This is a genomic window from Flavobacterium adhaerens (genome assembly GCF_040045115.1).
GTDB classification, from domain to species: domain Bacteria; phylum Bacteroidota; class Bacteroidia; order Flavobacteriales; family Flavobacteriaceae; genus Flavobacterium; species Flavobacterium adhaerens.
Map to the genome: position 1 here is coordinate 1 of NZ_JBDLZX010000002.1, position 23,357 is coordinate 23,357.

Genomic DNA, 23,357 nt, shown 5'->3' on the forward strand with positions numbered 1-23,357 from the left:
ATAATTCGTAATTCATAATTCGTAATTCATAATTCGTAATTCATAATTCGTAATTCATAATTCGTAATTCGTAATTCGTAATTCGTAATTCGTAATTCGTAATTCGTAATTCGTAATTCGTAATTCGTAATTCGTAAATTGAATCACTATCTTTGCACTCAAAATTGATTTAGATAATTAGATATAAATGAAAAATATTATTTCCGAATTACAATGGCGTGGATTGGTGCACGATATGATGCCAGGAACCGAAGAGCAACTGTTAAAAGAAATGACAACTACTTACATTGGATTTGATCCAACATCAGATTCCTTGCATATTGGTAGTTTGGTACCGATTATTTTGTTAGTGCATCTTAAAAATTTTGGACACAAACCAATTGCTTTGGTGGGTGGGGCTACTGGTATGATTGGTGATCCTTCTGGAAAATCGGATGAGAGAAATTTATTGGACGAAGCGACATTAGAAAAAAATGTTGCCGGAATAAAAGGCGTATTGTCTCGATTCTTAGATTTTAATTCAAACGAAAATAATGCGCCGTTATTGGTGAATAATTACGATTGGATGAAAACTTTTTCATTCATAGATTTTGCTCGTGAAGTTGGTAAAAGAATCACGGTAAATTATATGATGGCTAAGGATTCTGTAAAAAAACGTATTGCTGGCGAAGGCGAAGGAATGTCGTTTACGGAGTTTACATACCAATTGATTCAAGGGTACGATTTTTACCATTTGTATAAAGAATACAATTGTTTGTTACAAATGGGAGGTTCTGACCAGTGGGGGAATATCACTACGGGAACTGAGTTGGTGCGTAGAATGAATGTTGGGGAAGAAGCTAAAGCTTTTGCTATGACTTGTCCCTTAATTACCAAAGCCGATGGTTCTAAATTTGGAAAATCCGAAGGCGGAAATGTTTGGTTGACTTCGGATAAAACTTCGGTATATAAGTTCTATCAATTTTGGTTGAATACGACCGATGTGGACGCCGAAAAGTATATTAAGATTTTTACCTTTCTTGGAAAAGAAGAAATAGATGCTTTAATCGAAGAGCATAAAACAGCTCCACATCTAAGAATTTTACAAAAAAAATTAGCTGAGCAAGTGACGGTTTTTGTTCATTCGAAAGAAGAGTTTGAAAAAGCAGTTCAAGCTTCAGGAATTTTGTTTGGGAATGCGAATGCTGATGATTTGAAGAAATTAGATTCGGCAACTTTCTTAGAAGTCTTTGATGGTGTTCCTCAAGCCGAAATTGCAAAATCAGATTTAGAAAACGGATTGGATATTATTACGGTTTTAAACGAAAAAACAGGTTTCTTTAAGTCGAATGGGGAGGCTAGAAGAGCTTTGACTGCCAATTCTATTTCGGTAAACAGAGAGAAAGTAAACGAAACTTTCGTGCTTTCTGCCAATGATTTAATCAATAATCAGTTTGTATTATTGCAAAGTGGAAAGAAAAACTATTTTGTAGTAAGAGTGGTTTAGGAATTAAACCACCATCAAATTACAACCTCGAATATCAGAATTATCAAAACGTCCCAATACTTCGAAAGTGGTATTGGGATATTTTTTCCCTAAATCCTGAGTGGCAATAAACGAACAGGAGTTGATGTTGGCTAAATCGATAACATTAATTCCTCCCGTTTTTCCTTCGTTTATGTAGGTTAAAGCATCTTCGGTATCGCGAATGAGGATTTGCATCCAAGAAGGGCATTCAAATACTCCATTTCCTAAAGAATAAGCTTGCGAAAGCAATTCAGTCATGCCATATTCCGAATGAATGGCGGTTACACCGAATCCTTTACAAAGTTGTTCGTGAAGTTCTTCCCGAATCATTTCTTTGCGCTTCCCTTTCATTCCACCAGTTTCCATAATAATGGTGTTTTGGAGTTGGAATTGTTTTTTTTCGATTAAGTCCAATAAAGCATATGTAACTCCAATCAGAATTACGTTTTGGCCTGCTTTATCCAAATCTATTAATTTTTGAATGAGTTCGTCGTGATTGTTGAGGTAAAAACCACTATGCTCATTGTTGGTAAGCTGTATCAAATCATCAACCATATGGATTAATGAAGACCCTTCTCTTTCGAGATAAGAAGGGAGTAGAGCCAAAACAACATAATCTTCTATGTTGCCGTAAAATTGTGAAAATCCTAGACGATAGCTTTCCTCATAAATAGAAACATCGGTTACCAAATGCCTGCTTGTGATTGTTCCAGTTGTTCCGCTACTGGTAAATGTAGTCTGAATTGGGTTATTGTTCGATATGATGTTGTGGCTTTTGAAAAACTGAATGGGTAAGAAAGGAATCTGATATAACGATTTTACTTGCTGCGGATTGGTTTTTAATAATTTGCAGAATTCTTGGTAAACCAAATTGTTTTCATATTGAAAACGAAAAACTTTTAAAGCTATTTTTTCAAATTGTTTTTGGCTTGAAATCGTAAATATGTCGTTGGCAGTAATCAAATTCTTTTTTTTGCAAAGATATTATTTTTTAAGCCTTTTTGGGTTTTGGAGTTGTATTAAAAGACATAAAAAAAGTCCCAATAAAATTGGAACTAGACTAGATACTCTACCGGACTATTAATTTTCGACTAGATGTTGCTTCTTCTTCGGTTATTTTGATGATATAAACACCTGGCGAAAGATTGGAAACATTCAATTCTTTTGATGCTATTTTTGTTTGTAAAACCTTTTTTCCTAATACATCAAAAATGATGATTTCTTTTTCTAATTCTTTCTTTGAAGTGATGTAAACTTTGCCGTTTGTTACAGGGTTTGGATACAAATTAAGCCCTTCAATTGAAATGTCTTCTTGTATTTTCGACTGAGAGTGGTCTTGTGCCAATATGTTGGTAGTGAAGAATATAGCCGATAAAAGAGTGATATAAAAGTAGTTTTTTATCATTTACTTTAGTTTATTTTATAAAGATAGAAAAAAGTTTAAAATAAAAAAAACATCCTAATTTTTTAGGATGTTTTTAGTATATTTTTAACAGAAACGAATTAGAATCCTGTTGACCAACCTGTTGCCCAAGATGGTTGTCCAGCTCCGTTTCCAGCTCCTGTAGCAGTCTCAGAAGTAGTAGCAAAAGCAGTAACATCAGCAGAAGTAGCGTCAGTTTTCTTCCCTTTAGTAAGTGTTGGAACATCACTTGCAACTTTTACAGCAGTAGCTTTTAAAGCAGTACCAACAAATGCAATAGTTTCGTCATTTTCGATATCGAATCCAACTTTCCAAGCGCTGATTACTACGTTTGAGAAAATTCCTTTAGTTCCTCTTCTTAATTTCATAGCTTGGTTTTCAGCAAAGTTTGCAGCATCTGCAGTACTTCCAGGTCCTACCAATGTGATGTTTGTGATAGAAGGGTTAGAGATTGGAGCATAACCGTAACCAAATTCGAAGTTATCAGCTTCGATTCCTCTATTTCCTTTTCCGAAATCTAATTTTCCGTACCAGTTAGTGTTTGTACCTCTCCATCCTTCAGTCCAGTCAAATTGATCATCTTCGTTACCGATAGAAATTAAGTTTGAAGTATTTACAGTTCCTCCAAAGAATTCAAATCCATCATCAGCACCATGGTAAGCTTCTACATTCTCTACAATTGTTCCAGAACCAACTCCAAAGAAAGAAACTCCGTTGAATTCTTTTTCACTGTTAAAAGCAGCTCCAGCATACTCTATTCTTAAATATTTGATAGATCCTGAACTGTCTGAATCTTCAGTTCCTCCGTAAGTAAGTTCAGCAACCTCAGAAGTAGCTGTTTTTGTATTTCCATTGTCACGGTTGATAGTTGCTTTACCACAAATTACCAATCCTCCCCAGTCTCCAGCAGCTTTAGTAGCTAATCCAGAAGTCATAACAACAGGGTTTGAAGAAGTTCCGTTTACATTGATTTTTCCTCCTTGTGCAACAGTAATATAAGATTGAGTTCCAGCAGTACCTTGAATAACAGTACCAGCAGGTATTGTTAATGTAGCTCCGCTATTTACTTGGATTTTCCCTGTAAGTTTATACGTTTTTGAAGCATCAAGAATTACTTCTCCGTCGTTGATAGATCCTGTAAAGTTGTTAGGGTCAGCAACGAATGAAGATGATGGTGTGTCATTGTCGTCATCACTAGAACAGCTTGTGAATACACTTGCAGATAATGCAACAAATGCCATTAATTGTACGATTGATTTTTTCATGTTAGTTTAAATAAATTTCGTGTTTAATTGTGTTTATTTTCTTGTTGCAAAGATGGACTAGAAATCTTTTTTTGGAGTTAAGTCAATGTGAATCTTGTTTTAAGATAATGCGTATTTAGTATTATCTAAATGTTATGATTGTTAAGATAAATGTTTGTTTAAAGGCTATAGTGAGTTTTGATAGTAAACAAAAAAGACAGCCTAAAAAGCTGTCTTTGTCAGTGTCTTGAATTGGTTGTGGTTTAGAATTCGTAACTAAATCCTAAGTTGATATTTAGCCCTTTTTTGTAGCTTCTGATTGTAACATCTCCGCTATTGTTTTCTTGAACTGTTTTTATTGTTGGATTCAATAAGTTTTTAGCAACAAGACTTAAACCAAAGTTTTTATTCAGTTTTGATTTTGCTATAAAATCTAGTGTTCCAACAGCTTTGTCAACCAAATCCCCTTTTCCTTGAGTTCCAATTGCGTTTACTCTGTCTGAAAAATAGTTGTATGCGATTGTTGAGGTTAAGTTACTTTCTTTGTTATTCCACTCATTGAAGAACGAAATATCTGCATTTAACAACAAATCTGATGCTCCAGTAAATTTACCATTGGTATTGGTAAAGTTTGTAGGGATAGATCCTTTTGTTTCTTTCAGTACTTTTGCATCATCCAATTCTTGATCGCTATATAGATAAGATGCATTTAAACCTCCAGTTAATTTTTTAGAGTTTTCAGTATCCAATGTCCAAAGTGTTTTTCTGTACTCTACTTCGGCACCTACTACATAACCAGTGTCTCCAGTGTTTGCCCAAGAAATATCGTTTGTAGATGAGTTTACCGTGATTTCATTAATCGGATTTAAAATGTATTTCCCGAAAGCAGTTACCGAAATTAACTCATCATTTTCTGGGAACATCTCCCATTTTAAATCCAAATTGTAATCATCTGATGCGTATAAATATGGGTTACCAAATTTAGCTTGTAAAAAGTCTTCGTAGATAAATGGTGATCTTTCTTTGAATTGTGGTAAAGTATAAGTTTTGCTAAATCCTAAACGCAAGTTTTGTTTTTCGGTCAATTCATATTTTAATACAAGACTTGGCAAGAAAGCAGTTTTTTCTAATTCGTCATCATCTCCAGTTGGATCCAATTGTGTTTTCCATTCTACATTTTGAAGGATATATTCGGCTCTTAAACCTAATACAGCTGTAAGTCTATCAAATTTGTATTCGGTATTTAAGAATCCACCGTTAATCATTAAATCTCCATTGTACGTTTGTGGATCTAATGCATTTGGTACTTGGTAACCACCACGAAATGTTGCAATGGTAAAATAGTTGTTTTCAAAATTTGTTTGGTTGTAAAACAAATCTAAGTTGTTCGGATCAACAATGTCTCCAGTGTGCGAAACTGGGCTTGTAGTTGTTTTGAAGTTAAATTGTGTAGCTTCAAAATCTCTGTTTTTAAATCTTCCGTTGTAACCAACAGTGAATTTTCCTTTATAACCACCATCAGCATCTTTGCTAAATTTATAATCCAAAGATAAATTTGCTGCTGCTTCAGTTTCTTTTAATTCTTGGAAATAACGGTTGTTGTTTGGAGCAGATTGTGAGTTGATTACATAACCACCAGAAACTTTATTCATAGTGTTGTACGTTCTATCTGGAGTGTCTTGGTTGATGATATTGTAAGATCCACCCCAATTAAAAATGGTTCTGTCGCTTAATTTGTGCTCTCCTAATAATTGATTTACCCAAAGGTTAGATATTTGGTAATCATTTCTACGGATAAAACCATTTCCGTCATTGGCTAAATCAACAATGTATCCGCTTGATTCTTCTTTCTTTTGAGAAGAAGTATTGATGAATAATGAGTTGAAATTGATTTTGTTTTTAGAGTCAATTTTGTAACCCGTATTCAACATTGCAGTAGTGTTTGTGTTATATGCGGTATAGCTGTAATCTAAATCTTTACCGGCTACACCAGCTGCATTCACACTACCTCTAGCAATTCCGTTTGTGCTTGAAGAAAATTCGTTTGTAAAAGAGGCTGTACCGAATATGCTAATTTTTCCTTCTTCGCCAACAGCGAAAGAATCTCCAGCTGATAATCCGTATGAGCCTCCAACTGGAACTTTCTTGTCAAATTGAAGTGTTTTGTAATTGTATTGTGTAAGCGGATTGTTTGGGATACTTGTTTTGGTAAATCCAGATGCTCCTCTGCCATCCTGAAGTGTAAAGTTATCTTCGCTAATAGCATTGGTATTTAGTTTTGCTTCTACATCAATTCTAAAGAAACCATTTCCTTTATAATCTTTAGATACAATATCTACGTTTCCTCCCGCAAAATCACCAAAGAATTTACCGTTATATACTTTATCGATAGAAACGTACTCGATAATATCGGTAGAGAAAATATCTAAATTAATGTTTTTCTTTTCAGGATCGTTAGAAGGAATTGGTAATCCATTCATCGTAGTAGAGTTATAACGATCTCCTAAACCTCTCACAAAAATATTTCCAGTACCTTCTTGTTTGGTAATACCAGTAGTTTTTGTTACAGCACCAGCAGCATCGCTAACTCCTTTTCTAGAAAGTTCTTGTGCACCAATTTCTTGTTTGATTTCGACAGCATTTTTTTGTTGTAGCAACAAAGCTGTTTCTTTTTGTTTTCCAGGACCGTTGTTTTTTACCACAACATCTTTTAGTTTATAGCTGCCAGCTCCCAATGCGTTGTTGACTTCTACAGTTTGATTTGCTATAACTGTCACAGGAACTTCTACAGTTTCATAACCTACAAAGCTAAATTGAATTGTGTAATTTCCGGGAGCAATCGCAATCGTGTATTTTCCATCTATATCAGTATTAGCGCCAATTTTAGTATCTTTTATTAAAACATTAGCAAAAGGTAATGGCTGATTGTTGGAATCCTTGTCTGATAAAACACCTGTTATAGTTCCGCTGTTTTGTGCAAAACCAATAACACAAATAAATAGTGTAAAGAATAGAAATTTTAATTTCATTTTTAGTTGTTTTAATTTTCGGCAAAGAAATGGCAGGAATCTAGTTCTTGTGTTAAGTTGTGGTTATCAATGAATGTTGTTATTATTATGAAATAGTTAACAGATTAAATTAAGGTTAAGTCAGCTGTTTTTGTTTTGTTAATAATACTTTATCTTTACTTTTACATTGCAATAAAAAGTATTTGTATATTATAATTGGTTTATATACAGCACAAAAGCTTAAAATTTGCTATTTAATATGAAAAAAAGAAACACCAAGATTCTTCTGGTTGATGATGAACCAGATATTTTAGAAATTGTAGGCTATAATTTAGCACAAGAAGGGTATCAGATAGTTACAGCTGTTAATGGTAAAGATGCTATCGAAAAAGCCAGAAAAGAAATACCTAGTCTTATTATTATGGATGTTATGATGCCAGAAATGGATGGAATGGAGGCATGCGAACACATCCGAAAAATTCCTGAATTGAACAATGTTATCATTACGTTTTTGACAGCAAGAAACGAAGACTATTCGCAAGTTGCAGGTTTTGACGCTGGAGCCGATGATTATATTACTAAACCTATCAAACCGAAGTTATTGGTTAGTAAGGTAAAAGCGTTACTGAGAAGACTAAAAGAACAGGATCAGAGTAGTGAGACACTTAATGTAGGTGGAATCGAAATTAATAGAGAAGAATATAAAATCGTAAAAGATGATTTTGAAATTGCTTTGCCAAGAAAAGAGTTCGAATTATTTTATTTGTTAGCTTCAAAACCTGGAAAAGTATTTAAGAGAGAGGAAATACTAGACAAAGTTTGGGGTAACGATGTTGTTGTGGGTGGTAGAACAATAGATGTACATATAAGAAAACTTCGTGAAAAAATTGGTGATGATCTTTTCAAAACCATAAAAGGAGTTGGGTATAAATTTGAAGTTTAATTTTAATACATTTTTTTACTTTTGAGAAAACATTAGTTTTTTCAAGACAACAATAAAATAGAGAGGTTATTCAATGATGAAAGTTAGTTTCAAAAAGAGCTACAAATTTGCAATAAAGTCAGCTTTTTATATCAGTTTATTTGTATCTGCTTTTAATTTGGTTTTGGTACGAACACTGTACAATTCTCCCTCAAGTGACTTGTTGACCGTAGGTCTTGTAACTTTGTTTTTTGTTTACTTGTTTTCCTTTTTTGTTTTACAATATAGAGTTGAACGTTTTATATACAGGAGAGTAAAAAAAATCTATGACGATGTTTCCTTATTAGAATCCAGTACATTTATCAATAAGCCAATCACGACAGATATGGAAACCCTGACTAGAGAGGTGAAAAAATTTGCTACTGATAAAAAATTGGAAATCGAAATGTTGCAAGTTCGTGAAGAATACCGAAGAGAATTTTTAGGTAATGTTTCTCACGAATTAAAAACTCCACTTTTTACAGTTCAAGGTTATTTATCTACTCTTATTGATGGCGCAATGGAAGATAAAAATATTAGAAAAAAATATTTGAAGCGTGCCGAAAAAGGTGTAGAACGATTAATTTATATTGTTGAAGATCTCGATATGATTACCAAGCTTGAATCGGGTGACTTAAATCTTGAATTTTCTGAATTTGATATTATCGATTTGATTCAAAATGTAATTGACTTGCTGGAAATTAAATCTCAGGAAAAAAATATCACTCTAAGCATAGAGAATAAGAAAAAACAGCCCATGTTAGTCAGGGCTGATAAAGATAGAGTGCAACAAGTGATCGAAAATTTGATTGTCAATTCTATCAAATATGGAAAAGAAGGCGGGACTACCGAAATAAGCGTAATCAATCTAACACACAAAAAAGTGTTGATACGTTTTTCGGATGACGGAGAAGGTATAGAAGCGCATAATGTTCCGCGTCTTTTTGAGCGATTCTTTAGAGTGAATAAAAGTGGTTCTAGAGAAGAAGGGGGATCGGGTTTAGGACTTTCCATAGTAAAACATATTATCGAAGCACATAAAGAAAAAATTTACGTGGAAAGTGAATTCGGAATTGGTTCAGAATTCTCTTTTACTTTATCTAAACCTAAAAGTCTAATTTCTAAAAAGGAAAAGTTGTCTTTTAATTAAATGGTTGAAAAACAACAACTTGATAGTTAGAAATTAATTATTTTACATCAGTAACATTAAATTAGCATCAACATAACACTGTGTTAACGATAGCTTAACACAGCAAGCTCACCTTTGCAAAAAAATTAATAAATCAGTAATGAGAAAAATTTTATTTGCAAGTTTGCTTCTTTTTTCAATGGGTGCGAATGCGCAAGATGTTAATAAAGACGAGATAAAAAAGGAAGTAGTTCGTATTTTAGATTCAATAAATAACGCTAATAAAACCAAACAAGTTCAGCAAGATAAACAAGAATCTACCAAAAATGAAAAAGAAAAAGATTCTTGGTACAAGAAAATTTCGCTTCGAGGGTATGCTCAAGTACGATACAATGGATTGTTTTCTACTAATGATAGGGTTTCTTGTGAGCAATGCGATAAATCATGGGGAACCACTTCAACTGAACCTAATGCAAAATCAAATAATGGTTTCTTTATAAGACGTGCCCGTCTTGTTTTTTCAGGGCAAATCCTCCCAAGTGTTTTTGTGTATATCCAGCCAGATTTTGCAAGTTCTCCATCATCTGGGGTGAATAATTTTGCTCAGTTGAGAGATGTTTATGCAGACATTTCATTTGATAAGAAAAGAGAATATAGAGTTCGAATTGGGCAAAGTAAAGTTCCATTTGGTTTCGAAAACATGCAATCTAGCCAAAACCGTCTAACTTTAGATCGAAACGATGCTCTAAACAGTGGAATCCCAAATGAGAGAGATTTAGGGGTGTTTTTTTACTGGGCCCCAGCCGAAATCAGAGAACGATTTGCTATGCTCGTAAGAGATGGGTATAAAGGGTCTGGTGATTACGGAGTTTTTGCTTTTGGGGCTTATAATGGTAATAATGTAAATAAAACAGAGGCTAACAAGGACTTGCATGTGGTGACAAGAATAACGTATCCATTTGTTATTGGAAGCCAAATTATAGAGCCAGGATTACAAGCTTATACCGGAAAATGGGCTTTTACTAATGAAATATCAGCTGGTGTAACTACAGATTTTGATAAAAAGTATGTAACCGATCAGAGGATTGGAGCCACTTTTGTATTGTATCCAAAACCATTTGGTATCCAAACAGAATATAATATTGGTAAAGGACCACGATATGATAAAGTGTCCAATTCTATAGAAGTTTCTGACTTGAGCGGAGGTTATATTACATTGAATTATAAATACGATATTTCATTAGAAAAACATCATTATTTATATCCATTTGCCAAATTTCAATATTATGATGGAGGAAAAAAATTCGAAAAAGATGCTAGAAGTTATATCGTAAGAGAATACGAGTTTGGTATAGAATGGCAACCTATAAAAGCTTTTGAATTAGTAGCAGAATGGGTTGTTTCGGATAGAACTTTTGAAGACAGTGCGTTGCCAGACAATAGACAGCAAGGAAATTTGTTACGATTACAAGCGCAGATAAATTTTTAATTTACCGATTTAAAATCTTTGAAAAAGAGTGGTTGCTTCACGAATCGTGAAATAACCACTTTTTTTGTGTTTTAAGCAATCCTGTAGTTATAGTAAAGTTATTGTAAAAACAATCAAATAATAAAGATTGGATAATACTTACTTAACACAAAATTAATGGTATAGACGTAATTTTGAGGTGAATTAAAATAGACAAGAATGAATAAATCTAAGGTAAAATATATGGTTCTCTTAGTCATTGTGATGACTATTGGGTACTCGTTTACAACTTTGAATAAAATAACGATTAAAGGTTCTGATACCATGGTTATCTTATCTCAAAAATGGGCTGAGATGTATATGAAAAAACATCCAGGAACCAATATACAAGTAACAGGAGGAGGCTCTGGTGTAGGATTGGCTGCATTAATAAATGGTTCTACCGATATTGCTAATTCTAGTCGCTCTATAAAGCCTTCTGAATTAACAAAAATGAAAGCAAAATATAATAGAACAGGGGTAGAGATAGCTTGTGCAAAAGACGGTTTGTCTGTTTTTTTAAACAAAGGAAACAGCGTTTCGGAATTGACTATCCAGCAATTGGGAGATATTTTTTCAGGAAAAATTACTAATTGGAAACAAGTGGGTGGAGCCGATGCCAAAATTCAATTGTATGGTAGAGAAAGTAGCTCTGGAACTTTTGAATTTTTCAAAGATCATGTAGTAAAAACAGATTTTGCTAAAAATTGCCAAACTTTGCCTGGAACAGCCGCTATTGTAAATGCTGTAAAAAAAGACAAATACAGTATTGGTTATGGAGGAGCTGCTTATGCTGAAGGAGTAAAGGATTGTGCTGTTAAAAGAGACGCTAAAACCAAAGGAGTTTTGCCATCAGAAACAACTATCAAAAACAGAACATATCCAATCACAAGATATTTGTATATGTATTTAAAAGAAAAACCAACTGGAGAGACCAAAGCTTTTATAGATTGGATCTTAAGTCCGCAAGGTCAAAGTCTTATTGCTGATGTTGGTTATTATCCTTTAAAATAATTGGTAATTATCCCTCATTTTTAAGAATTAAGATGAGGGATACTTTTTTTATCTATCACGATTCCTAAACCAATAAAAATGAATTCAGAACTACCTCAAACCAATACATTCAGTAAAGAAAGCCTAAAGAAGCAATTTAGACTTTCTGAGTTTTTGGCCGAAAAAATAATTGCATCGGTAGCATTTCTTTCTATAGCAACCATCTTTTTAATTTTTATTTTTGTTTTTAAGGAATCAATTCCCTTATTTGTATCGGAGGATCATGTAAAAAAGGCTACCGAAATAAGTGTTCCGTCTTCTGAAGAAATAGAAACATACGGAGGAACAACAGAAGATTTGGAACCAGAGACCTATGGTAGTGAAACTTCAGAAGAATTGCAACCCGAAACTTACGGAGCCGAAACAGATGAATTAAAGCCAGAATCTTATGGTGAATCGGTAACCGAAGATTTAAGCGTTCCAGCAGAGGAAACTCAAACTATAGTATCTTCAGAAAGTAATGATGAAAATGTCAGCGTATGGACTACCTTTTTTTCAATAGAATGGGTACCAGTATCCGATAATCCTAGATTTGGTTTGTTGGCACTTTTAATAGGAACCTTGAAAGTGACCATTATTGCAATGCTTATTGCGGGGCCATTGTCTGTCTTTGCGGCTCTATATACGTGTTGTTTTGCTTCCAAAAGAACCAAGGAAATCATAAAACCAATCATCGAAATGCTTGCTGCATTTCCATCGGTAGTAATTGGGTTTTTTGCTTTGATGGTCTTGGCTAGTTTTTTCCAAGACGTTTTTGGATATGATTCCAGATTGAATGCCTTTGTTGGTGGTGTGGCTATGGCTTTGGCTGCCATTCCTATCATTTATACCATTTCCGAAGATGCGTTGTCTGCTGTGCCAAAAGCATATACTGAAGCCAGTTTAGCTCTTGGAGCTAGTAAATGGCAAACTGCTTTTTTTGTGATTTTGCCAGCAGCAACGCCCGGAATTTTTGCAGCATTATTATTAGGAATAGGGAGAGTTTTTGGTGAAACGATGATTGCACTTATGGCTACAGGAAATGCAGCTTTGGTTTCGTTAAATCCGTTTGAAAGTGTTCGAACTTTTGCGGCGACAATTGGTTCTGAAATGGCCGAAACCGTTTTTGGCGAAACACATTACAGCGTTTTGTTCTTTATAGGTTCATTGCTTTTTATTTTTTCATTTGCTTTGAATGCTGTAGCCGAATTTTATGTGAAGGGTAAATTATTAAAGAAATTTCAAGGAAACTAATTATGAATGCAGTTGTAAATCAATCTGAAAATTATTTTTTTTCTGGCAAATCAAGTCGTTCAGAAACCAAAGGGCGAATTTTTATTGGAATTACACAAATAGCTGTAATTCTGATTATCGCAATTCTTTTGGTAATTTTGGGAATTATTATTTATCACGGGAGAAGTAAATTTACATGGGAATTCATTTCTTCTTTTCCCACAAACGGAATGACCGAGGGCGGAATTTTTCCTGCCATAATTGGAACTTTTATTTTGGTAATTGTAATGTCAATAGTAGCAGTTCCTTTCGGAACAATTACCGCACTTTACTTAACCGAGTATGCACATGAAGATTCTAAGTTTGCAGCAGCGGTACGGTTTTCGGTACGAACACTGGCTGTTGTTCCGTCTATAATATTTGGACTTTTTGGTCTTGGATTTTTTATACAGTTTATAGGAGCTGGTGCAGATTCGGTTCTCAATGGGGGGCAATTACGATGGGGACAGCCCAATATTCTTTGGGCAAGTTTGACAATGTCGTTATTGACTCTGCCCGTTATAATTGTTTCTGTAGAAGAAGCTTTGAAAACCATTCCACGTGAATTACGAGATGCAAGTTTGGCACTGGGCGCAACCAAATGGCAAACGATCTGGAAAATAATTTTGCCAGAATCGATTTCTGGAATTATCACAGGAACCATTCTTGCCGTTAGTAGAGGGGCTGGCGAAGTAGCACCTATTTTATTTACAGGAGCAGCTTATTATTTGGCGACTCTTCCTGGATCATTGAGCGATCAATTTATGAATTTGGGATATCATATTTATATCATGTCCACTCAATCTTCGGATGTAGAAAAGACCATGCCAATTCAATTCGCTACTACTTTAATGCTACTGATTTTGACATTGTCTTTGAATATTGTGGCGGTAATCATTAGAGCAAGAATTAGAAGAAAAACCATATAAGTTCTTAGTCTTGATCTTTGGTAACCAAGAGACAATAACGAAAAGAAAAAATAGGTGTTCTTTTCAAGGCTAATTACTAATTACTCAAAAAATATGAAAGACATAAAAATTAAAGTAAATGATTTATCATTATACTATGGCGAAAAAAAAGCATTAAACGAAATCACAATGGATATTCCGGCCAACAAAGTAACGGCTTTGATTGGTCCTTCGGGTTGTGGTAAATCAACTTTTTTGAGATGCATTAATAGAATGAATGATTTGATTCCGAATGTGACTATCAAGGGGAAAATGCTTGTTGAAGGTGTTGATATTTATGATAAGAATGTAGATGTTGTAAACGTTCGAAAGAAAATAGGAATGGTTTTTCAAAAATCGAATCCTTTTCCAAAATCCATTTATGAGAACATTGCTTATGGACCTCGTATAAACGGAATTCATAATAAAACGCAATTGGATGAAATTGTAGAAACTTCTTTGCGTCGAGCTGCTATTTGGGATGAACTCAAAGATCGTTTAAACGATTCGGCACTTGGATTATCTGGAGGACAACAACAACGGTTGTGTATTGGGAGAACTTTGGCGGTAAATCCAGATATCATTTTGATGGACGAACCCGCTAGCGCTTTAGATCCAATATCGACTTCAAAAATCGAGGAATTAATACATCAACTAAAAGAAAAATATACCATTATCATTGTTACTCATAATATGCAACAAGCTGCTAGAACAAGTGACTATACATCTTTCTTTTATATGGGAAGTTTAATAGAAATGGATAAAACTAATGCCATTTTTACCAAGCCTTCTCAAAAGCAAACGGAAGATTATATTACGGGTAGATTTGGTTAAAATGTTTTATTAAAAAATCAAAAGAGTTGAACTGTTTTTATTCAATCTTTTAATCATTAAAATTTGAACCTTTAAATAAAAAATATAAAATGACACATTTCGAAATAGAATTAGAAAAATTAAAGGGTATCATTGAAAAAATTGGAAAGTTAGCCGAAGGTCAGTTGAGTAATGCGATTAAAATTCTTTTGCAAGACCCTGAAGCTATAGAGCCAAAAATAATCAAAAAAAATGAAGATAAAATTGATAAACTCGATGTAAAAATTGATGAAGTTTGTCAAAGTATTTTTGCTTTAAAACAACCTGTTGCTTCCGATTTACGTTTTATCATGTCGGCTATGCAAATTAGTAACGAAATTGAGCGAATAGGCGATTTATCTATCAGTATTGCTAAAAAATCTAAAAACATCAAAGAAAAACACGATCTAGTGGTGAAGTATGATGTTATTGCTATTTCTAGATTGGTAGAATTAGTCACTGTTAGGGCGAATCTTTGTTTTATAACTCGTGATGGCAATACAATTGGAGAAATTTTTCTGTTGAATAAAGATATCAAAAACAAGAGCGAAGAGGCTATTCACAATATAATGAATGAAATGAAAGTGAATTCGAAAGCTGTGGTTTCTGGAACGAATTTGATAATAGTTTTAAAACATCTAGAACGCATATCCGAACACTGTACCAACATAGCCGAGTATGTGTATTTTATGGTAAATGCCAAAATCATCAAACACGACAAAATAGACGATTTGTTGCGAGAATAATAGCTGTTAATACGTCGGAATATTTCCGTTTTTCTTTCTAAGGATAGAAATAATATCATTAAAAATTAATCTCGTACCAAGAGTGTTGTGTATTCTATCATTGGTAGATCTTGGGATATAATCATTGAGGTAAGTGAGCTCAAATTGAAAAGCATCCGAAAAAGAGTACCCCAAACCTACCGTAAATCTGTTACGATCAAATGTTTCATCACTGGTTAATTGAGATTTTGTTTTAAAAAAAACTTCATCCGAAACGATTCCGTACAAAGATCCTTTCCCAAATTTGATTACCGATATGGGATATACTAATTTGACCATTTCTCTAAGACGAAAAATAACATCAAAACCAGAGTCTTCAGTCGTTAGAATACGGTCTTCAATGCGAAGTCTATTGGTTAAGACATAATCTTTTTTAATAAAATAATAGATTCCTTGTGCCGAAAGACGAATTTCAGGAAGTTGTTTTTGGTTGATTTCTGGCACATCATGATTATACACATAACCAATATTGGTAGATATTTTCCATTTTTTGGACGCAAAATAATGTAACCAAAGCCATCCTGAAACTCGTGAGTTATTCTCAAAAGGGTTGTTTTCGTTATCGCTACTGGTGTATAGGTGATTTAGGTTGATCTCTAATGCTGTTTTTTTTCCAATGACTTTGTTAAACTCATAAGTATTCTCAAACTGGTTTCGCTTTTGGGTTTGTGCATAACAATATTGGCCCAGAAAAAAACCAATAATTAAAAATGTGATCCTATTAATAGAATTAATTTTGAAAAGAGGGAAAGCTTTTTTTTTGTAAAACATAAACACCGTTTTGTCTCTAAAAAAGGTAATTTTCAGTAGCAAGGCTATGAAAGTTTACCATTACAAATATATTAATTAATTAGACTTGGTGCTAAAAGTAAAATATACAAAATAGAAGCGTTAGTGTACAAAAACCTTAAATAATTGCATCCAGTCAATTTCGTTTTTTACAGATGGCAATCCTTCATAATGATCTATTTCGGTTAGTTTTTCTATTGTAAAATCTTTCTGTTTGGCGAAAGGCACAAGTTTGTCTTGCATTAACTTTTCGGCTAGATATTCTTGTTCGTATTGCCCAGGTGTTGGAATAAAAAAAGCTTTCTTGCCTAGTTTTGCCAAATCCATTATGGTAGTGTAGCCCGAGCGACACAAAATCATTTTACTTTCGTTAAAAGTTTGTTCTATTTGGCGACTATTCATAAAGTTGTAATAGGTTACATTGCCTATTTGTACTTTTTTTTGCTCTTTCTCTATTAATCCTTTTATGAAAACAATCTTTCCAGGATAACCAATTATTTCTTTTTTTAGTTTTTCTTCCAATAAGCCACGTTGAGGTTCAGGCCCAGAAAGTATTATCATCAAATCATACTGTAAGGCTACGTCTTTTTTATGGATTCTGCTCAAAGGACCAATGTGTTTTATTTCAAAATCTGCTTTTTTGAGATGACCCAATTTTCCTGTTAGGTTTTGATTGCCTTCAAAATCTGGAACCCAACATTGGGTGTATTTTTTTATGATATATTGATGTAATTTACTGGTAAACCAAGTAGTATTTCCTGTAAGTACATTCAATTGATGTGTGATAAACACAGTAGGGATTTTTTTGTGGAAAACGCCAAGACGATTGTCTGATATGATTCCGTCGATATGATGTTTCTTGACCCATTTTTTGACAATGATTTTCTCTTCGCTAATAGCCTCTAACATTTTGGGTAATCTTTTTAATAATTTCCATTTAAAATTTTTGCCGTTTTTAGCATACTCAATTTGATAAGAAGGTAATTCTAGTGTTTTTAGATAAGGGAACTCTTTACGAAGTAATTCAAGAGCAATTCCATCCGAGGCTATTATGGGGGTAAAATTGTTTTCTTGTAGTGCTTTTATGATCGGGATGCAACGAGTAGCGTGTCCGAGTCCCCAATTTAAGGGAGCAACTAAAATAGTCTTGTTTTCTGAGTTTAGATTCATGTGTCTTCTTACGATTTTGTTGTAAGGATAAAGATACTTGAAGGCATATTTTTGAATGTTGGCAATGTATTACTAAAAGTTTATTTTAAATTATAAAAAAAATGATTTTGATTTTCCAGTGTAAAATTAGAGTAAATAAAAGAGGCTGTCCAAAAAGAAATAATCTTGTCATGTTGAACTTGTTTCAGCTTCTTTAGACTCTAGATTATCATTTGTTTTTTAGATTCCGAAATAAATTCGGAATGACAAAACAAGACTTTTAGGACAGCCTCTTTATTGAGACCCGTAATAATCTTAATTACTTGATATAGGTTTTGTTTCCGTTTGAGTTTATGTAATATCTTCCGCCTTTTGGACCTGTATAAACTTTTTTGCCATTGTATTGTCCGGTTACTTTGTCGGCCGTTTTTACAGCTTTGTCAGACGATTTTTTTACATCTTTGGTTGTTTTGGCTACTGCCTTTTTAGAATCGGTTGTTGTTTTGTTAACCGATTTTTTTACATCTTTTGTTGTCTTATCAGCCGTTTTTTTAGAGTCTTTGGTAGCTTTATCAGCAGTTTTTTTTACGTCTTTGGTAGTTTTGCTGGCTGTTTTTTTAGCGTCTTTTGTCGTTTTTTCTACAGATGATTTCGCTTTAGTAGTGCTTGTTTGCGCATAAAAAGTATTCGAAAGAATAACAAAAAAACTTAGTAACAATAATCTTTTCATAATTTTTAGGTTTTAAGTTGAATTTAAATGTAGTGTTTTTTTATAAATGTTTTAAAAATAAGCTCTTAATTCGGCACTTCCTGTATGAATAGCGCTACTGGTTTCACTTTTTCTGCCTTGGTAAATGAAATTTAAGTCCAAAAACTTGTTCAAATTAATTTGAAATAAAGTTCTCCAAGTAACGTTTTGCCCTTTTTGTAATCCTTCGAGCATTTGGTATCCAGCTGATGAATATTCATTTCCAATAAAATCATTTTTAAAGAAAGAGATTTCAGTATTCATATTAAATTTAGAACTTCCCGAATAAATAAAAGCGGTACCAAATCGATTTTGTGTCAATTCGTCTAGAGTTCCCATTTTATTTTCCTTTCTATTGTATTCATAAAAAAAATCGAAAATCACCTCTTTAGAAAATAAATAACTAATCTTAGGAACGCAGAAATAACCTTCGATATTATAATTTTTTTCAGCAAAAGTTTGAGATTCAGCTTCGGTTTTAACGGTTTTGGTTACAATTTCAAACAACCAGCTTTTCTGCAATAAGTGTTGGTAGTCTAACTGATGAAAAGTGTTGAAATTTTTGGAAGTGCCAATTGATAATAGATTTTGCGATTCATTTTTTGTAAAAGTATAGGTGAGAGAATGGTTTTTCTTTCCTCGGTTGTAAAACAAACTATTGCTAAAGGTTTTTAAAAGTCCCAATATTGCATCATCCGATGATTGAAATGGATTTAGTTCTAGTTGGTCACCTGTATTTTTTACTTTTCTATCTATAATAAACGAAGATTGTAAGTAAAAATACGATAGCATTTTTTTGAATGAGGTTTCGTTTTGCCAAATAATTGGATTGATTATAAAGGATTGCGAAAATCTATTTTGGTTGGTTTTAATATAAGTTTGATTAGGCAAAAATATTCGAGTATAGGTTGCTAAATCTGAGAAAGGTGCAATTTCAAATTCTTCCAAGTCTTTTATCCCATCGCCATTGTAATCGTTCCAAGTGTATTTTCCTTGTCCAGCAGGAACCTCGACATAGGTGTAATCTTGAAAAGGCATTGTTCCAGAATTGGTTTCGTAATGCGTGTTGTTTTGAATTAATTTGTCAAAAAACAAATCACTGTAGGTAATTTTTGAATTAAGTGATGGAGTGTTTTTAAGTGCGGGATCGGTATAATTCAGTTGTCTATAGTTGACAAATATAGAGATGTCACGTGTTTCGGTTTTGAATAATTTCGATTGTAAATTATAACTGTTCGAAGTGTTTACACGTTGCAATAAACCGTTTTGAATACTGTCGTTCAATCTTCTGGTATAACCCAACTGGACATAAACTTTGGTACTATCGCCATGTCCTGCAAATATGCCGTATTCTGAAAAACGTTGGCTTAGTAATGAATGTAATTTTGTAATCTTGTTTTTTTCTTGGTTGTCCTCGTAGCGAAAAGATCCGCCAACCCAATTTTTTTTATGATGGTAATTGATGAGGGTATAATTTCTTAAAAATTTTGAGTCGTTTTCTTGGTCATCACTTTTCAAAAAACTACCGTCACTTTTAATATTCCAGTTGGTAAATTGAAGATTGGCATTGAGATTATTTTTTATACCAGAATAGTTATCGGAAAGGTTTAATTTTTCAAAAGTATAATTCATGTTCGCTACTGTTAGTGAATCTTTGGCAGGAATCAAATTAAAGTTTAATCCTGTTCCTAATAAACTTTGATTGCCAAATGTGGTCGTACTAATGTTCCAATCTCTGTAAAATTCAATAGTATTGATGCGCTCTACAGGTTTAAAATTTTCTTGAACCGCCTGAAAATTTGCAAAGGCATCTATAGTCCATTTTTTTGAAAACAGTCTTTGTTTGGCATTGATTTCTCCTGCTAATCCTTGATTGTTAGCATCATCAAGTGAGGAATATAAATTTTGATCGTTGTTGCTTACGGCCAATTCAAAACTAGCATTTGTTTTTTCTGATGGATTGTATTTTCCAAAAAAAGTGGCTACTTGTGATTTTAATGGAGCGTACAATTGAATAACGGGTTCATAATTTCCTTGTAGGATTTGATCGATAGGAGCGATGTATTCGTATATTTTATCGACACTAGTTGGATTGGTTAGTATATAGTTTCCTTTGTTGGCTCCTACCAAAGTAAATTGTACATTGTATAACTCGTCGTTTGGGTCTGTCGAATATTCATAAATATCAGTTGAGCCGAGTGTAGTTTTTTTGTATTGTATTTCATTTTCATCATAAGTTGCAACTACCGCCGATGGTGCTGTCATTTGGGTAGTGTCATCGCCAGCTTCTTTCAAGATCATGGCTTGCTCTTGTGAAAGGTTTTGTTGAACGGGCTGGTTTTTCAAATCGTTTTCAGAAAAAAGTGCCGCACCAACACTCCATTTTTTATCCGTGTAAGTTCCGCCATCGTAGGTGATAAAACGACTGTAATTGTTTTCCGAAAATTGGTATTCGACTACAATCCGCATTTCGGAAGTAATTGGAAATTGTGCGTTGAAAATGATTTCTCCCGAATTATAATCGATGATATAATCATTTTCGGCTCCTCTTTTGAGCAGTATTCCATTGATGTAAACACGCTCCGAGCCAATGATAACCAAGACATTGAGTTCGCCATTTTTTCCAACCAACTTATACGGTCCTTGATTGCCTTCTTGTCCTTTAAAACTGCTGGAGGTGTAATTACCTGTTACCAATCCGCCAGAGACAAAAACATTGGTTTTACTGTCTTCATTCCCAAAGTTTGCAGTTGCTGATAAACCCTGTATTTTTTTGTTAAATGTCAAAAATCGAGTGTAGTTATTACCAATAAATACATCACCACCTCGAATATTCCAGCTATCAGTAAAAAGCTCCATGAAAATATTATCGTATTGGTTGAGCCGTTGCGAATAACTCCCTTCCTGAACTGGTATATTGGTGTCTTGTATGGAGGCTCGAATGCTAACTTTTTCGGAAATTTTTCCAGTGATTTTAAAATCTAGTTTAGAGTTGACTACTGCATCCTGATTGTTCCCAATGGTAACGCCTCTTGAGAGACTTCCTATTGCTTCTATGCCGTCGAATGGCGTGCTTTTTGGATTGGATAAATTTTCAACTTTGTACAACCGTTGGTTTAAGGTTTCGTTATCCAGAATTTTGCTGGTGTCGTAAACGCTATACTCCTTGGTTAGGAATTCAGGTAATTTTAGGTATTGTACGGTCAGGGAATCGACTGGGGAATTGTTTTGATTTTTGAATACAAGATAGGCTTTCGGGAAATTTACTTCGTAAGAAGTGCTATCGATTACTTGGTTTTTAGAATCAAATATTTTGAAATAATTGGAATTGATACTCGCATTTTCCAAATGAATGGTGTCGTTAGTAAAAGCTATTTTTTTACTAGTGTAGGTCGAATTTATTTCCTGAGCCTGAAGCCCAGAAAACCAAAAAATGACCATCCAAAACACAATTTTTTTAAGCATAAACTGTATAACTCCTAAGTGCCAAAAATAGTGTTTATTATTTTGATACCAAGAAATCGAATTGCTTCTTCTTAGTCCCGATCGTAGTGGCATCCTTTTTCTTTTTTCTTAAAAAGGAAAAGATATAACGAAGAGCGGGAAACCATATAACCAAATTTGCATAATGTTTTGCTCCTAAAAAAATGGAAGCTGATAATTCGGCTTCCATTTTTTACTGGTAATAAGTTGGTTGTGGTTTATAGTTTGGTTTTTAGTTTTCCTTGGTTACAATTTGCATTGTTTCTTTACTTATCTGCTTCAATAAAACAGTTTTGTTGTCTTCTACTGTTTGAGCAGCTTGCTCATTAAAGTGTCTGATGGTGTATAATGTTACATTTTCGGTAAAATCGACTTTGAATTTCTTAGAAAGTATTGCGTTGCAATCATTGAAGTTACCAAATTTATCCTCGACACATACAGAAAAGCTAATAGCCGAATTCTGAATCAAGTTTACTTTTAGTCTGAATTGGTGAAACAATCCAAAGATTTCACTGATGTTTTCTTCCATGATAAAAGAGAAATCTATAGATGAAAGAGAAATCAGCAATTGATCTCTTTTTACGATAAAACAAGGCAAGTATGGCTCTAAATCTTGTCCTTTAGAGACAGAAGTTCCTTTTAACAACGGATTGATAAACGATTTTACATACAAAGGGATTTCCTTTTTCTGTAACGGTTGCAATGTTTTTGGGTGGATCACAGAAGCTCCGTAAAATGCCAATTCGATTGCTTCTCTATAAGAAATTTGATTCAACAAACTTGCATTTTCAAAATATCTTGGGTCAGCATTCATAACTCCAGGAACGTCTTTCCAAATGGTAACACTTTCAGCATTTAGACAGTAAGCCAAAATTGCAGCAGTATAATCTGATCCTTCACGTCCTAAAGTAGTAGTAAAATTATTTTCATCAGAACCAAGGAATCCTTGAGTAATATTTAGAATATTACGTTTAAAGTTTCCAGCTATGTTTTTTTGAGTTAATTCCCAATCTACTTCGGCATCGCGATACGTAGAATCGGTTTTGATGTAATTACGAACATCTACCCACTCGGTCTGAATACCTTTGAAATTCATAAAATAACTCAAAATAGTAGTCGAAATGATTTCCCCGTAGCTTACAATTTGGTCGTAAACGAAATTGTAATTTGGTGATTTATTATGCGACAAAAAATATTCTAAATCATTAAAATGCGTGTTTGTTGCTGCAAAAACTTCGTGATTTTCGTCTTCGAATAAATCTAATAGGATTTGATTGTGGTATTTTTTTACTTCTTGAACCGATGAGTTCAATTCTGGTGATTTGTCAAAATAATTTTTGATAACATCTTCTAGCGCATTTGTAGTTTTACCCATTGCCGAAACAACTACCAAAACACCCTCATAACCCACTTGTTGCAAAACGTCATATACGTTTCTAATTCCGGCTGCATCTTTTACTGATGCTCCTCCAAATTTGAATACCCTCATATAATTCAGATTTTAGATTTACACTAATTAAG

The 23,357-nt window shown here is 33.6% G+C and carries 18 protein-coding genes; 9 read left to right on the plus strand and 9 right to left on the minus strand.

What is annotated here, in order from left to right; translation table 11 throughout:
• Window positions 1-187 precede the first annotated feature (187 nt).
• Window positions 188-1,486 (plus strand): tyrosine--tRNA ligase, encoded by a 1,299-nt coding sequence (tyrS, locus tag ABEB18_RS02695; RefSeq protein ID WP_348797477.1) that lies wholly within the window; start codon window positions 188-190, stop codon window positions 1,484-1,486.
• 3 nt (window positions 1,487-1,489) lie between these two features.
• On the opposite strand, the gene ABEB18_RS02700 is transcribed toward tyrS, so the two are convergent.
• The 4 genes from ABEB18_RS02700 to ABEB18_RS02715 form a co-directional block, all read right to left on the minus strand.
• Complete coding sequence (locus ABEB18_RS02700) at window positions 1,490-2,470, minus strand: LuxE/PaaK family acyltransferase (RefSeq protein ID WP_348797478.1); 981 nt, start codon at window positions 2,468-2,470, stop codon at window positions 1,490-1,492.
• A gap of 106 nt (window positions 2,471-2,576) precedes the next feature.
• Window positions 2,577-2,912 (minus strand): T9SS type A sorting domain-containing protein, encoded by a 336-nt coding sequence (locus ABEB18_RS02705; protein ID WP_348797480.1) that lies wholly within the window; start codon window positions 2,910-2,912, stop codon window positions 2,577-2,579.
• 98 nt (window positions 2,913-3,010) lie between these two features.
• Window positions 3,011-4,195, minus strand: coding sequence for a beta-helix domain-containing protein (locus ABEB18_RS02710; protein WP_348797481.1), 1,185 nt, complete (start codon window positions 4,193-4,195; stop codon window positions 3,011-3,013).
• Window positions 4,196-4,437: 242 nt separating this feature from the next.
• Window positions 4,438-7,203 (minus strand): TonB-dependent receptor, encoded by a 2,766-nt coding sequence (locus ABEB18_RS02715; RefSeq protein WP_348797482.1) that lies wholly within the window; start codon window positions 7,201-7,203, stop codon window positions 4,438-4,440.
• Between the two features lie 238 nt (window positions 7,204-7,441).
• Here ABEB18_RS02715 and ABEB18_RS02720 point away from each other — a divergent pair, with 238 nt between their 5' ends.
• From ABEB18_RS02720 to phoU, 8 genes are all read left to right on the plus strand, one after another.
• Window positions 7,442-8,125: a response regulator transcription factor gene (locus tag ABEB18_RS02720; RefSeq protein ID WP_348797484.1), complete on the plus strand. Its 684-nt coding sequence runs from the start codon at window positions 7,442-7,444 to the stop codon at window positions 8,123-8,125.
• Window positions 8,126-8,201: 76 nt separating this feature from the next.
• The gene (locus tag ABEB18_RS02725) at window positions 8,202-9,293 is read left to right on the plus strand and encodes a sensor histidine kinase (RefSeq protein ID WP_348797955.1); all 1,092 of its coding nucleotides are present in this window, start codon (window positions 8,202-8,204) and stop codon (window positions 9,291-9,293) included.
• A gap of 139 nt (window positions 9,294-9,432) precedes the next feature.
• Window positions 9,433-10,761 (plus strand): porin, encoded by a 1,329-nt coding sequence (locus ABEB18_RS02730; protein WP_348797485.1) that lies wholly within the window; start codon window positions 9,433-9,435, stop codon window positions 10,759-10,761.
• A 198-nt stretch (window positions 10,762-10,959) separates the two neighbouring features.
• Window positions 10,960-11,793, plus strand: a complete 834-nt coding sequence (locus ABEB18_RS02735; protein WP_348797486.1) for a phosphate ABC transporter substrate-binding protein — start codon at window positions 10,960-10,962, stop codon at window positions 11,791-11,793.
• A gap of 78 nt (window positions 11,794-11,871) precedes the next feature.
• Window positions 11,872-13,065: a phosphate ABC transporter permease subunit PstC gene (pstC, locus tag ABEB18_RS02740; RefSeq protein ID WP_348797488.1), complete on the plus strand. Its 1,194-nt coding sequence runs from the start codon at window positions 11,872-11,874 to the stop codon at window positions 13,063-13,065.
• A gap of 2 nt (window positions 13,066-13,067) precedes the next feature.
• Window positions 13,068-14,012 (plus strand): phosphate ABC transporter permease PstA, encoded by a 945-nt coding sequence (gene pstA / locus ABEB18_RS02745; RefSeq protein ID WP_348797489.1) that lies wholly within the window; start codon window positions 13,068-13,070, stop codon window positions 14,010-14,012.
• Between the two features lie 93 nt (window positions 14,013-14,105).
• Window positions 14,106-14,864, plus strand: a complete 759-nt coding sequence (gene pstB, locus ABEB18_RS02750; protein WP_348797490.1) for a phosphate ABC transporter ATP-binding protein PstB — start codon at window positions 14,106-14,108, stop codon at window positions 14,862-14,864.
• Window positions 14,865-14,953: 89 nt separating this feature from the next.
• On the plus strand, window positions 14,954-15,628 hold the full coding sequence (gene phoU / locus ABEB18_RS02755; RefSeq protein ID WP_348797491.1) for a phosphate signaling complex protein PhoU: 675 nt from the start codon (window positions 14,954-14,956) through the stop codon (window positions 15,626-15,628).
• Between the two features lie 6 nt (window positions 15,629-15,634).
• Here the strand turns inward: phoU and ABEB18_RS02760 are convergent, their stop codons facing one another.
• From ABEB18_RS02760 to ABEB18_RS02780, 5 genes are all read right to left on the minus strand, one after another.
• Window positions 15,635-16,438 carry a DUF2490 domain-containing protein gene (locus ABEB18_RS02760; protein ID WP_348797493.1) on the minus strand — a complete coding sequence of 268 codons (804 nt, stop codon included), beginning with the start codon at window positions 16,436-16,438 and terminating at the stop codon, window positions 15,635-15,637.
• 120 nt (window positions 16,439-16,558) lie between these two features.
• Window positions 16,559-17,626: a glycosyltransferase gene (locus ABEB18_RS02765; protein WP_348797494.1), complete on the minus strand. Its 1,068-nt coding sequence runs from the start codon at window positions 17,624-17,626 to the stop codon at window positions 16,559-16,561.
• A 298-nt stretch (window positions 17,627-17,924) separates the two neighbouring features.
• On the minus strand, window positions 17,925-18,335 hold the full coding sequence (locus ABEB18_RS02770; protein ID WP_348797496.1) for a hypothetical protein: 411 nt from the start codon (window positions 18,333-18,335) through the stop codon (window positions 17,925-17,927).
• A gap of 51 nt (window positions 18,336-18,386) precedes the next feature.
• Window positions 18,387-21,911, minus strand: coding sequence for a DUF8818 domain-containing protein (locus ABEB18_RS02775; protein ID WP_348797498.1), 3,525 nt, complete (start codon window positions 21,909-21,911; stop codon window positions 18,387-18,389).
• 157 nt (window positions 21,912-22,068) lie between these two features.
• Entirely contained in the window at window positions 22,069-23,325 is a 1,257-nt protein-coding gene (locus ABEB18_RS02780) for an aspartate kinase (RefSeq protein WP_348797499.1), read from the minus strand.
• Between the last annotated feature and the right edge of the window lie 32 nt (window positions 23,326-23,357).

What these genes read in the sequence shown, in the direction of transcription:
- ABEB18_RS02720 (WP_348797484.1), top strand. Translation starts at nt 7,442, where the DNA reads ATGAAAAAAAGAAACACCAAGATTCTTCTGGTTGATGATGAACCAGAT.
- pstC (WP_348797488.1), top strand. Translation starts at nt 11,872, where the DNA reads ATGAATTCAGAACTACCTCAAACCAATACATTCAGTAAAGAAAGCCTA.
- phoU (WP_348797491.1), top strand. Translation starts at nt 14,954, where the DNA reads ATGACACATTTCGAAATAGAATTAGAAAAATTAAAGGGTATCATTGAA.
- pstA (WP_348797489.1), top strand. Translation starts at nt 13,068, where the DNA reads ATGAATGCAGTTGTAAATCAATCTGAAAATTATTTTTTTTCTGGCAAA.
- ABEB18_RS02705 (WP_348797480.1), bottom strand. Translation starts at nt 2,912, where the DNA reads ATGATAAAAAACTACTTTTATATCACTCTTTTATCGGCTATATTCTTC.
- ABEB18_RS02715 (WP_348797482.1), bottom strand. Translation starts at nt 7,203, where the DNA reads ATGAAATTAAAATTTCTATTCTTTACACTATTTATTTGTGTTATTGGT.
- ABEB18_RS02775 (WP_348797498.1), bottom strand. Translation starts at nt 21,911, where the DNA reads ATGCCACTACGATCGGGACTAAGAAGAAGCAATTCGATTTCTTGGTAT.
- ABEB18_RS02760 (WP_348797493.1), bottom strand. Translation starts at nt 16,438, where the DNA reads ATGTTTTACAAAAAAAAAGCTTTCCCTCTTTTCAAAATTAATTCTATT.
- ABEB18_RS02765 (WP_348797494.1), bottom strand. Translation starts at nt 17,626, where the DNA reads ATGAATCTAAACTCAGAAAACAAGACTATTTTAGTTGCTCCCTTAAAT.
- pstB (WP_348797490.1), top strand. Translation starts at nt 14,106, where the DNA reads ATGAAAGACATAAAAATTAAAGTAAATGATTTATCATTATACTATGGC.
- ABEB18_RS02710 (WP_348797481.1), bottom strand. Translation starts at nt 4,195, where the DNA reads ATGAAAAAATCAATCGTACAATTAATGGCATTTGTTGCATTATCTGCA.
- ABEB18_RS02725 (WP_348797955.1), top strand. Translation starts at nt 8,202, where the DNA reads ATGAAAGTTAGTTTCAAAAAGAGCTACAAATTTGCAATAAAGTCAGCT.
- ABEB18_RS02735 (WP_348797486.1), top strand. Translation starts at nt 10,960, where the DNA reads ATGAATAAATCTAAGGTAAAATATATGGTTCTCTTAGTCATTGTGATG.
- ABEB18_RS02730 (WP_348797485.1), top strand. Translation starts at nt 9,433, where the DNA reads ATGAGAAAAATTTTATTTGCAAGTTTGCTTCTTTTTTCAATGGGTGCG.
- ABEB18_RS02770 (WP_348797496.1), bottom strand. Translation starts at nt 18,335, where the DNA reads ATGAAAAGATTATTGTTACTAAGTTTTTTTGTTATTCTTTCGAATACT.
- ABEB18_RS02780 (WP_348797499.1), bottom strand. Translation starts at nt 23,325, where the DNA reads ATGAGGGTATTCAAATTTGGAGGAGCATCAGTAAAAGATGCAGCCGGA.
- tyrS (WP_348797477.1), top strand. Translation starts at nt 188, where the DNA reads ATGAAAAATATTATTTCCGAATTACAATGGCGTGGATTGGTGCACGAT.